Here is a 14156-nt window from a genome sequence, read left to right on the forward strand (position 1 = left end):
GCGTCGGCGTGGGCGGGCACGGGGGCGGGGGCGGCTTCGGGCAGGGCGGGTCGGGCCAGTGGTGGCCGCCGGCGTAGGCCACGGCCACCGTGCCGTCCGGGCCCGTCGAGGCGTACGCGCAGGCGTCGGCCGACGCGCTGCCGGCCGGACAGCCCGTCAGTGCCCAGGTCAGCGTCAAGAGGGCCACCACCCGTGTGGCGGGCGCGCGTCGGGTCACTTCGGATCCATGCACGACGAAGATCATGAGGCGCGACCGGACGCCGTGCCCGGGAGTAGGCCGAGATTGCTCCGAAAGAGGGAGATGGGGTGATCGCAGGTTTGACGGGCGGAAGAACCCGTATCGCGCCGCTCCGTCCCGGTGTGGGAGTCGATGGCTCACCGGGCGCGTCGCAGGGTCCCGAAAGAAATTCCGGCCGCCGTTGAACACCGCGGCCCCTGCGCCGCGTACCCATGACCGTGCGGCGGCGCAGCAGGCGCTGCAATATCCAGGCGATAATGGGGAGTTTGACGATGAAGACCTCCTGGCGGACCGCCTCACTGGTGGCCACAGCCGCTTCGGTGCTGGCGCTGACGACGGCGTGCGGTCAGGACAACGCCACCGCTCCCGCGTCGGCGGCCCAGAACGTCGGGGCCACGGCCCCCGCCGGTGACTACGGCAGCCCGGGCGCCGGGACCGCGACCGGCGGGGGCAACGGATACGGTGCCGACGGCAACAAGACCTCCGCCTCCCCGGCCCCGGTCACCCCCGCGGGCAAGCTCACCGTGGCCGCCAACCCGGACCTGGGCAACGTGCTCACCGACGGTTCCGGCCTCACCCTCTACCGGTTCGACAAGGACACCGCCAACCCGCCCAAGTCCAACTGCGACGGCGACTGCGCCACCACCTGGCCGCCGGTCCCCGCCGACGACGCCACCGCCGGCGCCGGCATCGACAAGGCGCTGCTCGGCGAGGTCACCCGCGCCGACGGCAGCAAGCAGCTCACCATCGGCGGCTGGCCCGCCTACCGCTACGCCAAGGACGTCAACGCCGGTGACGTCAACGGCCAGGGCGTGGGCGGGAAGTGGTTCGCGCTCGCCCCCAACGGCAAGAAGGCCACGCTGTCCGACCTGCCCGGGCTGTCCGTCCGCAAGGACCCCAAGCTGGGCGACATCGTCGTCGACAAGAACGGCATGACCGTCTACCGCTTCATGAAGGACCAGGCCTGGCCGAAGTCCGTCTCCAACTGCACCGGGGCCTGCCTGGAGAAGTGGCCGGCCGTCGGCCCGGTCAAGGCCGACGACACCGAGGGCGTGAAGAAGAAGGGCCTGATGCCGTTCACCCGTCCCGACGGGGTGAAGCAGATGAGCGTCAACTGCTGGCCCATCTACACCTTCTCCGGGGACAAGGCCCCGGGTGACACCAACGGTCAGGGCGTGGGCGGCACTTGGTACGCCGTCTCGCCCGACGGCAAGCCGGTCGGCGCGCCGGGCAAGTAGATCACCTCCCCAGGGTCGATCGTCCCGCCCGGCCCGGCGCACGGCCGCAGATCCGCCCCCTCCGCACCGCACGGAGGGGGCGGATCGTCGTGTGCGGTGGGCGCGCGCAGGGCCGGACAGCCGTCACACAGCGGGGCCATACGGGCACTTGCCGCAGGCAGTGACCGGGAACGGACGGTCAATTTCCGGTTCAGGTCGCCCGTTTGGCGGGCGATCAGTAGCCTCAGCTCGAACACCGGATCGCCTGTCCCGGTCGCCTACGCCTTGGAGTGATACATGGAGCGCCCCGCCTGGGCCCCCCGGAGCATCGACATCTCGGTGCCGAGCGTCTCGCGGATCTACGACTACTACCTGGGCGGTTCGCACAACTTCGAGGTGGACCGGGAAGCGGCCCGCAGGGCCATGGACTTCCTGCCGGGGCTGCCGAAGATCATGCAGGCCAACCGGGCGTTCATGCGCCGGGCCGTGCGGTTCGCGGCCGGCGAGGGCATCACCCAGTTCCTCGACATCGGTTCGGGCATCCCGACCTTCGGCAACGTCCACGAGGTGGCGCAGGCGGCCGTACCGGGCGCCCGTGTCCTGTACGTCGACCACGACCCGGTGGCGGTCGCCCACAGCGAGGCGGTGCTGGCGGGCGACGACGGCACCGACGTGATCGCGGCGGACCTGCTGAAGCCCCAGGAGATCCTCTCCAGCCCCCGACTGGACCGCCTGATCGACCTGAATCGGCCAGTGGCCCTCCTCCTCGTTGCCATACTGCACTTCGTGGAAGACGCGGACGACCCGTACGGTGCGGTGGCCGAGCTGCGCGAGGCACTCGCGCCCGGCAGCCTGCTGATCCTCACCCATGCCTCGTACGAGGGAATCCCGCTGCCCGCCGAGCGGGCCGAGGGTGCGGTGGACGTATACAAGGACATTCGCAACCCGCTGATCATGCGCTCGCGCGACGAGATCGCGCGGTTCTTCGAGGGGTACGACATGGTGGAACCCGGACTGGTGCCGATGCCGCACTGGCGCCCGGAATCGGCGCCGGAGGACGAGGACCCGTATGCCTTCTCCGGATTCGCCGGCGTGGGGCGTACGGCGTGAGCGCGGAGCCGGACGAGCCGGAGGGCAGACTGCGCCGGCTGACGACGATCTGGAGCCGGGCACTCTTCCCGGTGACCTCGACGTCGCTCACCCGCGCCGAGTTCGAGGAACAACTCCTGCCGCTCGCCCGCCGGCTGAGCGATCTGCTGCGGGCCCGCAGCTTCGACGCGGACGCGGCGAAGGCCGTCGGCGCCGCCCTGGTCGAGGCGCACTGCACCGACCCCGAGGCGCTCGCCCGCACCCTGGACTGCGTCGACGCCTACCTGGTCCTGTACTGCGGCGAGGACGGCCCCCAGGACGAACTGCGCATGCGCTCCTCGCGGTTGCAGCACGCGATGGCCGCCGGCTACGCCCAGGCGCTGCGCGAGCGCACCCTCGCCGAGCAGGAGGCCATCGCCCAGGCCGCGTTGCGTGCCCAGGGCGTGGTGGCCCAGGCGCTGCACGCGAGCGAGGCCCGCTTCCGCGCGGTGTTCGAGGGGGCCGCGATAGGAATCGGCATCGCCGACCTCGACGGCAACGTCCTCCAGGTCAACGAGGCGCTGCTGCGCATGTTCGGCCTCACCGAACAGACCCTGCGCGGCCGCCGCGTCCAGGACTGGGTCCACCCCGAGGACGCCCCGCAGACCTGGCGGCTCTACGACGAACTGGTGCAGGGCGTACGCGAGCACTACCACCTGGAGAAGGCCTTCAACCGCCCCGACGGCACGGCCCTGTGGACCAACCTGACGGTCTCCCTGCTCCGCGACGCCGACGGCGCCCCGCAGTACCAGCTGGCCCTCATGGAGGACACCACCGAGCGCCGGCTGCTCAACCTCCGGCTGCGTTACGAGGCCACGCACGACGCCCTCACCGGCCTGCCCAACCGCTCCCTGTTCTTCGAACGCCTGGAGAAGGCGCTGGGCGCGGGCGAGGGTCAGCGCTTCGGCCTGTGCTACCTGGACCTGGACGGCTTCAAGACGGTCAACGACAGCCTCGGCCACGCGGCCGGCGACCGGCTGCTGGTCGAGGTCGCCGACCGGCTCCAGTCCTGCGCGACCGCGCCCGGCGAGATGGTCGCCCGGCTCGGCGGCGACGAGTTCGTGGCCCTCACCACCGGTCCCGGCACCGAACGCACGGTGGACGAACTCGCCGAGCGCATCATGAACGCGCTGGTCACCCCGATCAGCATCGACGGCCGCGACCTGCTGGTCCGCGGCAGTCTCGGCATCGTGGAGGGCCCCGCCGGCGAACGCACGGCCGCCGAGGTGCTGCGCAGCGCCGACATCACCATGTACCGGGCGAAATCGGCCGGCGGCAACCGCTTCGAGCTGGCCGACCCGGAGGCCGACGCCCGCGCCATCACCCGCCACGGCCTGACCACGGCCCTGCCGACCGCCCTGGAACGCGGCGAGTTCTTCATCGAGTACCAGCCGCTGGTCCACCTCGGCGACGGCAGTGTGCGCGGCGCCGAGGCCCTGGTGCGCTGGCTGCACCCGCAGCACGGTGTCCTCGGCCCCGACCGGTTCATCCCCCTCGCCGAGCACACCGGCCTGATCGTGCCCCTCGGCCGCTGGGTCCTGGAGGAGTCCATCCGCCAGGCCCGCGCCTGGCGCGAGCGCTACGGCGAGGAGACCTCCGCCGGTCCGCTGCGCATCAACGTCAACCTGTCGCCGTGCCAGCTCAGCCACCCGGGCCTGGTGCAGGACACGGTCGACATCCTCGAACGCTGCGGCGTCACCCCGGACGCCCTGTGCCTGGAGGTCACCGAGTCCGCGCTCATCGGCGCCGACGACGACCTGCTCAAGCCCCTGCGGCGGCTGGCCGAGATGGGTGTCGACATCGCCCTGGACGACTTCGGCACCGGCTACTCCAACCTCGCCAACCTGCGCCGCCTGCCGGTGAGCATCCTCAAGCTCGACCGCTCCTTCACCCAGAGCATGCAGCGGTTCCCCGCCGACCCCGTCGACCTGAAGATCGTGGAGGGCATCGTCTCCCTCGCCCACAGCCTCGACCTGGCGGTCACGGTCGAGGGCGTGGAGACCGGTGCGCAGGCCGAACAGCTGCGGATACTGGGCTGCGACACGGCCCAGGGCTGGTACTACGCCCGCCCGGGCCCGCCGGAGCGGCTCCAGGACCTGGCGCTGGTGGACGCGACGGGCTGACCGGATCCGTCGTCCTCCTCCCGGGCGGACGCGGCCACGGCGGTGGCCGCCCGGACGAGTGCCGCGGTGGCCGTGGACCGGGACTGCTGCGGCCAGGCGACCGCCAGCAGCGAGGACGGCGCGTCCGGGACGGGCCGGTAGACGACGCCCGGACGCGGATAGCGGCCGGCGACGGACGTCGGCAGCACGGTGACCAGTTCGCCCAGGGCGACGCGGGTGAGCAGCTGGGCGAGGTCGCGGCCCCCGTGCCGCATCTGCTCCAGGAACCGGTGCAGATCCCCGGGGCGCAGCCCGAGGTCGGCGAGCAGGACGTGGTCGCGGGCGGCGAGCGGGTGGGCCGCGCTGAGCGCCGCGACACGCGGCTCGGCGATCAGGGGCTCGCTGTCCAGGCCGGTGCGGTCGAAGGGCTCGTGGACCAGCGCGGCGTCGGCCTCCCCGCGCCGCAGCAGTGGCGGCTGTTCCTGCCAGCCGCACAGCCGGACCGTCACCGGCAGGGCGGCCGGGTCGGCGGCGAAGCGCTCCAGGAGCGGCTCCAGCAGTCCCGCGTCGCCGTCGGCCTTGACCGCCAGGACCAGCTTCCGGTCCGGGCCGGCCGCGCGCCGGGCCCGCCGCCCGGCCGCCTCCAGGGCGTCCAGCGCGAACCGCGCCTCCCCGAGGAGCACCTCGCCCGCGCGGGTCAGGGCGACGCTGTGCGTGGTCCGTTCGAAGAGGGTGACCCCGAGATCCGACTCCAGCCGGCGGATCGCCCGGGACAGGGGCGGGGCGGAGATGCCGAGCCGTTCGGCCGCACGGGCGAAGTTCAGTTCCTCGGCGACGGCGACGAAGTAGCGCAGCGGGCGGGACTCCACGGCTTCGCCCTCCCTCCGGTATTGCCCTGAGGGTAACAAGCGGGAGCGAAGCGGTCCTTCAGTTCCCGGGCGCCGGACGGCACGCTCGATCACGCCCCACCCACCCCTTGCCCTCCAGGAGCCTTCCATGATCCTCGTCACCACCCCGACCGGCCAGATCGGCAGCCGGGTCCTCGACTCGCTCCTCGACGCCGGGGACGCGGCGGGGGACGTCCGCGTGATCGTGCGTGATCCCGCGCGCCTGTCCCCGCGCGTGCGCGACCGGGTCGAGGCCGTCGCCGGCTCGCACGCCGACCCCGAGGTCACCGCCAAGGCGTGCGCGGGCGTCGACCGGGTGTTCTGGCTGGTGCCGCCGGCGCCCGCCGCCGACAGCGTCGAGGGCCACTTCCGCGCCTTCACCCGGCCGCTGGTGGACGCGATCCGCACCCAGGGCGTCGCACGGGTCGTCGCCGTCTCCACGCTGGGCCGCGGCGTCGCCAGCGAGGCCGGGCAGATCTCGGCCTCGCTGGCCATGGACGACGAGGTCCGGGCCACCGGGGTGCACCACCGGGCGCTGTGCCCGCCGTACCTCATGGAGAACCTGCTCCACCAGGCCGCCGCGATCCGCGACGGCGGCGTGCTCGCCATGGCGACGTACGGCGACCGGGTGCTGCGCACCTGCACCACCCGCGACGTCGGCACCGCGGCGGCCCGGCTGCTGCTCGACGGCTCCTGGACCGGCCAGGAGGACGTCCCCGTCGTCGGCCCCGACGCGCTCACCCCGGAGGACATGGCGCGCGTGGTCTCCGAGGTGCTGGGCCGGCCGGTGCGCTTCCAGCGGATCAGCGGGGCGGAGTACAAGGCGTCGGTGCTGCGGCACGGCGCGAGCGAGGACTGGGCCCAGGGCGTGGCCGACCTCGCGGCCGCGACCGCCGAACAGGGCTTCTACGGCAGCGGGGCACCCAGCACGCCGGAGACCGCGCCCACCTCCTTCCGCCGCTGGTGCGAGGAGGTACTCGAACCGGCCACCCTGCACTGACCCCGTTCCCCTTGGCCCCATGCACCCACCGGCCTCCACCGCCACGACGAGGGCCGGCCGGGGGACGGGATGCTGCCGACGGTCGCACCGGCCCGTGACCGACGCCCCACCGGCTTCCGCCGCCCTGGCGTCCGCCGGCTGGGGGAGGGGGTGCCGTCGGCCTGTGACCGGCGGGTCTTGTTGCGTCCGCGGGCTTCCGTCGTCGTGGTGTCGGTCGGCCGGCGGAGGGGGTCTCACCGGCCCCCGACCGGCGCGTCCCGCCGCTCCCCGCCTGCCCCGGCCGCCCCGTCGGCCGGGTGCCGTACCGGCTAGCGTTCCAGCAGCATCCGTTGCAGCTCCCGGGCCGCGCGGGGCGGAGCCACGTCGCTGCGGTGGGCGAGGGCGATGGTGCGGTGCAGGCCGGGGCGGGCCAGGGGGGTGACCCGCAGGCCCCGGCCCGCGCGTGCGGCCACCATGCGGGGCACGACGGCCACCCCGAGACCGGCGCGGACGAAGCCGAGCACCGCGTCCATCTCGCCGCCCTCCACCGCGAAGTCCGGCTCGAACCCGGCGGAGCGGCACGCGGCGACGGTCAGCTCCCTGAGGTCGTACCCGTGCCGGAACATCACCAGCCGCTCGCGCTCCAGGTCGCCGATCTCCACCGCCCGCCCGTCCCGGCCGGGCACCGGCGCCTCCGGTGAGGACACCACCACCAGGTCCTCGCGCAGCAGCTCCACGGTCGTCAGCGCGGGCGCCGGCGTCGGCAGCGGCAGTACGACCAGCGCGAGGTCGAGCGCGCCGCGCGCCAGCTCCCGCACCAGGTCGTGGGAGCCGCCCTCCTCGACCAGCAGCCGGATGCCGGGATACCGGTCGTGGAAGGCCCGCAGCACGTCCGGCAGCAGCCCCGTGCACAGGCTCGGCGTCGCCCCCAGCCGTACCCGCCCGCGCCGCAGCTGCACCAGTTCCTGCACCTCGTGCCGGGCGGTGTCGGCGTCGGCCAGGATGCGCCGGGCGAGCGGCAGCAGCGCCTCGCCGGCGTCGGTGAGCGTGATGTTGCCCCGGGCCCGCAGGAACAGGTCCGCGCCCAACTCCCGCTCCAGCGCCTTGATCTGCTGGGACAGCGACGGCTGGGCGACATGGACGCGCTCGGCGGCCCGGGTGAAGTGCCGGGTCTCGGCTACGGCCACGAAGTACTGGAGCTGCTGGAACTGCACCCCCTCAGCATAGCTCCAGCCTATGGAAACGAGCTGGACCATGTCTTGGACCGATCGGGACCTTCGGCCCTAGCGTGCTGTTCCATGGCACTGGCAACGCGGACGGACCGACGGCCGTCCATGGCGCGCACGATGTGGGACTCCTCCGTCGGCAAGAAGACCGTGATGGCCGTCAGCGGCCTGATCATGCTGCTCTACCTGGTCGCGCACATGATCGGCAATCTGAAGATCTACTTCGGCGCGGGCGAGTTCAACCACTACGCGCACTGGCTGCGCACCGTCGGCGAACCCTTCATGCACTACGAGTGGACGCTCTGGCTCATCCGGATCGTCCTCGTCGTCGCCGTGGTCGCCCACGCCACGTCCGCCTACCAGCTCAGCCGCCGCGACATCAAGGCGCGCCCCGACAAGTACGTGCACAAGAAGCCGCGGGCCGGCTACGCGACCCGCACCATGCGCTGGGGCGGCGTCATCCTCGGCCTCTTCATCGTCTGGCACATCCTCGACCTGACCACCGGCACCGTGCACTCCGGCGGCTTCCAGGAGGGCCACCCGTACCAGAACGTCGTGGACACCTTCTCCACCTGGTACGGCAACGTCGTCTACATCGTCGCGATGCTGGCGCTGGGCCTGCACATCCGGCACGGCTTCTGGAGCGCCGCGCAGACCCTCGGCGTCGGCAGCCGCAGGCGCGACCGCGCCCTGAAGACCCTCGCGAACGTCCTCGCGCTGCTGCTCACGGCCGGCTTCATCGCCGTACCCGTGGGCGTCATGACCGGAGTGGTGAGCTGACATGACAACCTACGCCGACTACGCGACCGGCGCGCCGGTCACCGACACCAAGGCGCCCGCCGGGCCCGTCCACGAACGCTGGGACAAGCGCCGCTTCGAGGCGAAGCTGGTCAACCCCGCCAACCGGCGCAAGCACACGATCATCGTCGTCGGCACCGGCCTGGCCGGCGGCTCCGCGGGCGCCACGCTCGCCGAACAGGGCTACCGCGTCGTCCAGTTCTGCTACCAGGACTCCCCGCGCCGCGCCCACTCCATCGCCGCGCAGGGCGGTATCAACGCGGCCAAGAACTACCGCAACGACGGCGACTCCGTCCACCGCCTGTTCTACGACACCGTCAAGGGCGGCGACTTCCGGGCCCGCGAGTCCAACGTCCACCGGCTCGCGCAGATCTCCGTCGAGATCATCGACCAGTGCGTGGCCCAGGGCGTGCCGTTCGCCCGCGAGTACGGCGGCCTGCTCGACACCCGCTCCTTCGGCGGCGTGCAGGTGTCGCGCACGTTCTACGCCCGCGGCCAGACCGGACAGCAGCTGCTGCTGGGCGCCTACCAGGCGCTCTCCCGGCAGATCGCCGCGGGGAACGTGGAGCTGCACCCCCGTACCGAGATGCTCGACCTGATCGTGGTCGACGGACGGGCGCGCGGGATCGTGGCGCGCGATCTCGTCACCGGGAGGATCGACACGTACTTCGCGGACGCCGTCGTCCTCGCCTCCGGCGGCTACGGCAACGTCTTCTACCTGTCGACCAACGCGATGAACTCCAACGCGACCGCCGTCTGGCGGGCGCACCGGCGCGGCGCCTACTTCGCCAACCCCTGCTTCACCCAGATCCACCCCACCTGCATCCCGCGCACCGGCGACCACCAGTCGAAGCTGACGCTGATGAGCGAGTCGCTGCGCAACGACGGCCGGATCTGGGTGCCCAGGGCCCAGGGCGACACCCGGCCGCCGAACGAGATCCCCGAGGACGAGCGCGACTACTACCTGGAGCGCATCTACCCGTCCTTCGGCAATCTCGTGCCCCGGGACATCGCCTCCCGCGCCGCGAAGAACGTGTGCGACGAGGGCAGGGGAGTGGGCCCCGGCGGCCAGGGCGTCTACCTGGACTTCGCCGACGCCGTCCGGCGCATGGGGCGCAGGGCCGTAGAGGCGAAGTACGGCAACCTCTTCGACATGTACCAGCGGATCACCGACGAGGATCCGTACGAGGTGCCGATGCGGATCTACCCGGCCGTGCACTACACGATGGGCGGCCTGTGGGTCGACTACGACCTCCAGACCACCGTCCCGGGTCTGTTCGCGATCGGCGAGGCCAACTTCTCCGACCACGGGGCCAACCGGCTCGGCGCCTCGGCGCTGATGCAGGGCCTCGCCGACGGCTACTTCGTGCTGCCGGCCACCGTCAACGACTACCTGGCCCGCAACCCGCACCAGGAGCCGGTCACCGAGGAGCACCCCGTCGTACAGGAGGTGCTGGCCGAGACCGAGGACCGGATCAACCTGCTGCTGGCCGTGGACGGCGACCGCACCCCGGACTCCTTCCACCGCGAACTGGGCGAGCTGATGTGGGAGTTCTGCGGCATGGCCCGCAGCGAGACGGGGCTGCGCAAGGCCCTGGAGCGGATCCCGCAGATCCGCGAGGAGTTCTGGCGGCGGATCAAGGTGCCCGGCACCGGCGAGGAGTTCAACCAGTCGCTGGAGAAGGCCAACCGCATCGTCGACTACCTGGAGCTCGCCGAGCTGATGTGCCTCGACGCGCTGCACCGCGGCGAGTCCTGCGGCGGCCACTTCCGCGAGGAGTCCCAGACCCCGGACGGCGAAGCCGCCCGCAAGGACGACGCGTTCTCGTACGCCGCCGCCTGGGAGTTCACCGGCACCGGCGAGGCGCCCGTCCTGCACAAGGAAGACCTGGTCTTCGAGTACGTCCACCCCACCCAGCGGAGCTACGCATGAAGCTCACCCTGCGCGTCTGGCGGCAGAAGAACGCCGGCGCCGAAGGAGCGATGTCCACCTACGAGGTGGACGGCATCTCGCCCGACATGTCCTTCCTGGAGATGCTGGACGTCCTCAACGAACAGCTCATCCTCTCCGGCGAGGAGCCGGTCGCCTTCGACCACGACTGCCGCGAGGGCATCTGCGGCGCGTGCAGCCTGGTCATCAACGGCGACGCGCACGGCCCGGAGCGCACCACCACCTGCCAGCTGCACATGCGGTCCTTCCGGGACGGCGACACGATCGACGTCGAGCCGTGGCGGGCGTCCGCGTTCCCGGTGATCAAGGACCTGGTGGTGGACCGGTCGGCGTTCGACCGGATCATCCAGGCCGGCGGCTACATCACCGCGCCGACCGGGTCCGCGCCGGAGGCCCACGCCACCCCGGTGCCCAAGGCCGACGCCGACTTCGCGTTCGAGCACGCCGAGTGCATCGGCTGCGGTGCGTGCGTGGCCGCGTGCCCGAACGGCGCGGCGATGCTGTTCACCTCCGCCAAGGTCAACCACCTCAACGTGCTGCCCCAGGGCGCGCCCGAGCGGGAGACACGGGTGCTGGACATGGTGGCCCAGATGGACGCGGAGGGCTTCGGCGGCTGCACGCTGGCGGGGGAGTGCGCCACCGCCTGCCCCAAGGGGATCCCGCTGGTGTCGATCACGAGCATGAACAAGGAATGGCTGCGGGCGATCCGGAAGGCGGGGAAGCGGTAGCGGTCACCACCTGAGGACGTTCGCCGGACGGAGGCGGGCGGGCGGGGCCGGGAGTGGTGCTCCCCGGCCCCGTCTGGTGTCCGGGGCCCCGGTAGTCTCCGCGCATGATCTTCGGAAACAAGGGCAAGCAGCGGTTCCTCGACGCCGTCACCGGTTTCGAGGCCGCCGTGGGCGAGCAGGACGCCGACCGGTCGCAGCGGTGCTTCCAGGACATGCACCGCTACTTCGGCGAGGCGGCGGACGCGGAGTTCCAGCAGGCCGGGCCGCGGCTCGCCGGCATACTCGGCGAGGTGCCGCCGGGACCCCGCGCCACCGTCGCCGTGATCACCGGCGCCTGCGTCGAGCGCGGGGCCGACGCCTCCGCCTGCGGGCCGGGAGTCCTCGCCGGGCTCGCCGGGACGCTCGACGACGCCCGCGAGTTCTGCGAGCGCTGGGCGGCCACCGGCGGCGGCGACTTCCCCGACCCGGAGGCCGAGGAGCCGCACGAGGGCCTCTTCGACCGGGTCGGCCCGGACGCGGCCGTGGCCTGGCTGACCCTGCACCAGTGGGAGATGGCCGCCGTCGCCATGCTCAACCACGCCGCCGTCCGCACCGCCCTCGACGCCGGGACCCGCGCCGGCCTCCTGCGGGAGCTGCGCGCGGTCGAGGAGGCCTCCGGCCACGACTTCAAGTGCCTGGCCTACGCGCTGCTCGTGCTCGACGACGAGCCGTTGGTCGTCCTGCACCGCCCCACCGGCACCGGCTACGCGCTGCGCATGACCGGCATCGGCGACAACTTCCAGCTGCACACCCTGCTCGCCGACGTCCTCGTGGGCGGCGGCCACCTGCCCGGCAGCGCCCCGTCCGCCGAGGAGGCGGCCGTCTGCCGCGACCAGCCCGGCCAGGTGCACACCACCGGCGCCTTCAACCTCGTCACCCCGGCCGGCGACTGGGTGTGGAACGAGGGCACCCCCTCGGACATCCCCGTCGTGGACGGCGTACGGCTGCTCGTCCTGGACCCGCCGCCGTACCAGCGGAGCTGGCCGGCGGGCCGCTTCTTCCCGCACATGACGGGCGACCTCGTCCTGGAGCGGGTGCTCGGCGAGGAGGAGGCCGCGCGGCTGCTCGCCGGGTGCGTCACCAAGGACGCCTGACCGGGGACGGCCGACCGAGGCGTTCACCACGCCCACATCCGCGCTCCTGGCACCGGTCACACGCACGCCAACCGGCGTCGGAAGAACAGGAGCGGCGGGCCGTAACCACCGGGCCCGCCGCCCCTGCCGACGACCCGGCCCGTGCCCAGGAGACAGCCATGACCGGCGTGACCACCCTCGACCGTCCCCCGCAGCCCGCGGCGCCCACCCGCTACACCGTCACCCTCGCCCGCGACGAGGCGGACGTGCGTGCCGCGCAGCGGCTGCGCCACGAGGTCTTCGCCGGGGAGATGGGCGCCCTGCTGACCAGCGCCGAACCGGGGCACGACATCGACGCCTTCGACGCCTACTGCGACCACCTCCTGGTGCGCGAGGAGGCGACCGGGCAGGTCGTCGGCACCTACCGGCTGCTGCCCCCGGAGCGGGCCGCGGTCGCCGGCCGGCTCTACTCCGAGGGCGAGTTCGACCTGTCCGCGCTCGACGCGATCCGGCCCGGCCTGGTCGAGGTCGGCCGCTCCTGCGTCCACCCCGGCCACCGCGACGGCACCGTCATCGGCCTGATCTGGGCCGGCATAGCCCGCTACATGACCGACCGGGGCCACGAATGGCTCGCGGGCTGCTGCTCCGTACCGCTCGCCGACGGCGGTGCCCTGGCCGCCGGCACCTGGGAGCGGGTCAAGGACCGGCACCTCGCGCCCGCCGAGTTCCGGGTCCGGCCGCTGCTGCCGTGGACTCCCCACGCCCAGGCCCCGGCCGCCCGCACCGACCTCCCCGCCCTGCTGCGCGGCTATCTCAGGCTCGGCGCCTGGGTGTGCGGGGAGCCCGCGCACGACCCCGACTTCGGGGTCGCCGACCTGTACGTGCTGCTGTCGATGCGCCGGGTCGACCCGCGCTACCTGCGGCACTTCCTCTCCCTCCTCCCGGCCTGATGAGCGGCTGGCTGCCCACCGCGCCCTGCACCCCGGACGCCTGTGCGGCGCCGGACCCGCCCGCCGCGGCCGTACCCCGTGCCGTGCTGCGGCTGACCGCGGTCGCGGCTCTGGTGCTGGCCGGTGCCGTGCTGTCCCTGTTCGGCGGGAGGATCCCCGCCGAGTGGGTCCGGCGGTGGTGCCGCTGGATCGTGCGGGCCGTCGGGGTGCGGGTGCGGATCACCGGCACCGCCGCGCCGGCCGGCGGGCTGCTGCTGGTCGCCAACCACGTCTCCTGGCTGGACATCCCGCTGCTCGCCGCCGTACGCCCGGCCCGGATGCTCGCCAAGACGGAGGTCGGGCGGTGGCCCGTGGCGGGTGCGCTCGCCGCGCGTGGCGGGGCCCTGTTCATCGAACGGGACCGGCTGCGCGCCCTGCCCGGCACGGTCGCCCGGATCACCGGCGCCCTGCGCGCGGGCGCGGCCGTGACCGCCTTCCCCGAGGGCAGCACCTGGTGCGGACGCGCCCACGGCCGGTTCCGCCGGGCCGTCTTCCAGGCCGCGCTCGACGCGGGCGTGCCCGTCCAGCCGGTCAGCCTGCGCTACCGCCGGCAGGACGGCGGGCCCGGCACCGCGGCCGCCTTCGTCGGCGAGGACAGCCTGGTGGCCTCGCTGTGGCGGGTGGCCCGGGCCCGCGGCCTGGTCGCCGAGGTGGAGGTCCGGCCGGTGATCCCGCCGGGCGCCCACCCCGACCGGCGCTCCCTGGCCCGGGCCGCCCAGCCGGCGGCCGCGGAGCCGGCCTGGACGCACGCGGCCCTGGTCACCGCCGGAGAGCGCGCCGCCGCGAACGCGTAGCGCACGG

Annotated in this window: 12 protein-coding genes and 1 pseudogene; 10 read left to right on the forward strand and 3 right to left on the reverse strand. The window is 73.2% G+C overall.

Features of this window, described 5'->3' with window-relative positions:
* Nucleotides 1–217, reverse strand: a pseudogene (locus IG05_RS49630) (hypothetical protein); the annotation flags it as partial.
* A 293-nt stretch (nucleotides 218–510) separates the two neighbouring features.
* On the opposite strand from IG05_RS49630, the gene IG05_RS0135480 reads away from it, so the two are divergent.
* The 3 genes from IG05_RS0135480 to IG05_RS0135490 all read left to right on the forward strand — a co-directional run bounded on the left by IG05_RS0135480 (nucleotide 511) and on the right by IG05_RS0135490 (nucleotide 4706).
* Nucleotides 511–1476, forward strand: a complete 966-nt coding sequence (locus IG05_RS0135480) for an SCO0930 family lipoprotein (RefSeq protein WP_030348205.1) — start codon at nucleotides 511–513, stop codon at nucleotides 1474–1476.
* 276 nt (nucleotides 1477–1752) lie between these two features.
* Complete coding sequence (locus IG05_RS0135485; protein WP_030348206.1) at nucleotides 1753–2565, forward strand: SAM-dependent methyltransferase; 813 nt, start codon at nucleotides 1753–1755, stop codon at nucleotides 2563–2565.
* Entirely contained in the window at nucleotides 2562–4706 is a 2145-nt protein-coding gene (locus tag IG05_RS0135490; RefSeq protein WP_030348207.1) for a putative bifunctional diguanylate cyclase/phosphodiesterase, read from the forward strand. Before IG05_RS0135485 ends, IG05_RS0135490 begins: the two co-directional genes overlap by 4 nt.
* Here the strand turns inward: IG05_RS0135490 and IG05_RS0135495 are convergent.
* The gene (locus tag IG05_RS0135495) at nucleotides 4643–5554 is read right to left on the reverse strand and encodes a LysR family transcriptional regulator (RefSeq protein ID WP_030348208.1); all 912 of its coding nucleotides are present in this window, start codon (nucleotides 5552–5554) and stop codon (nucleotides 4643–4645) included. The two genes, IG05_RS0135490 and IG05_RS0135495, sit on opposite strands and share 64 nt — an antisense overlap.
* A 127-nt stretch (nucleotides 5555–5681) precedes the next feature.
* Between IG05_RS0135495 and IG05_RS0135500 the strand changes: the two genes are divergently transcribed.
* Nucleotides 5682–6572, forward strand: a complete 891-nt coding sequence (locus IG05_RS0135500) for an NAD(P)H-binding protein (protein WP_030348209.1) — start codon at nucleotides 5682–5684, stop codon at nucleotides 6570–6572.
* 308 nt (nucleotides 6573–6880) lie between these two features.
* Here IG05_RS0135500 and IG05_RS0135505 read toward each other — a convergent pair whose 3' ends face one another.
* Nucleotides 6881–7765: a LysR family transcriptional regulator gene (locus IG05_RS0135505; protein WP_030348210.1), complete on the reverse strand. Its 885-nt coding sequence runs from the start codon at nucleotides 7763–7765 to the stop codon at nucleotides 6881–6883.
* Between the two features lie 120 nt (nucleotides 7766–7885).
* On the opposite strand from IG05_RS0135505, the gene IG05_RS0135510 reads away from it, so the two are divergent.
* The 6 genes from IG05_RS0135510 to IG05_RS0135535 all read left to right on the forward strand — a co-directional run bounded on the left by IG05_RS0135510 (nucleotide 7886) and on the right by IG05_RS0135535 (nucleotide 14149).
* Nucleotides 7886–8557: a succinate dehydrogenase gene (locus IG05_RS0135510; RefSeq protein ID WP_030348211.1), complete on the forward strand. Its 672-nt coding sequence runs from the start codon at nucleotides 7886–7888 to the stop codon at nucleotides 8555–8557.
* A 1-nt stretch (nucleotide 8558) separates the two neighbouring features.
* Nucleotides 8559–10508 (forward strand): fumarate reductase/succinate dehydrogenase flavoprotein subunit, encoded by a 1950-nt coding sequence (locus IG05_RS0135515; protein WP_030348212.1) that lies wholly within the window; start codon nucleotides 8559–8561, stop codon nucleotides 10506–10508.
* Nucleotides 10505–11254: a succinate dehydrogenase/fumarate reductase iron-sulfur subunit gene (locus IG05_RS0135520; RefSeq protein WP_030348213.1), complete on the forward strand. Its 750-nt coding sequence runs from the start codon at nucleotides 10505–10507 to the stop codon at nucleotides 11252–11254. The genes IG05_RS0135515 and IG05_RS0135520 overlap by 4 nt, the downstream gene beginning before the upstream one ends.
* Nucleotides 11255–11358: 104 nt before the next feature.
* Complete coding sequence (locus IG05_RS0135525) at nucleotides 11359–12387, forward strand: hypothetical protein (RefSeq protein WP_051790614.1); 1029 nt, start codon at nucleotides 11359–11361, stop codon at nucleotides 12385–12387.
* 158 nt (nucleotides 12388–12545) lie between these two features.
* Nucleotides 12546–13316 (forward strand): GNAT family N-acetyltransferase, encoded by a 771-nt coding sequence (locus IG05_RS0135530; protein WP_030348215.1) that lies wholly within the window; start codon nucleotides 12546–12548, stop codon nucleotides 13314–13316.
* The gene (locus IG05_RS0135535; protein WP_037815329.1) at nucleotides 13316–14149 is read left to right on the forward strand and encodes a lysophospholipid acyltransferase family protein; all 834 of its coding nucleotides are present in this window, start codon (nucleotides 13316–13318) and stop codon (nucleotides 14147–14149) included. The genes IG05_RS0135530 and IG05_RS0135535 overlap by 1 nt, the downstream gene beginning before the upstream one ends.
* Nucleotides 14150–14156 lie beyond the last annotated feature (7 nt).

It is taken from the genome of Streptomyces sp. NRRL S-1022, assembly GCF_000720135.1.
Lineage (GTDB): Bacteria > Actinomycetota > Actinomycetes > Streptomycetales > Streptomycetaceae > Streptomyces.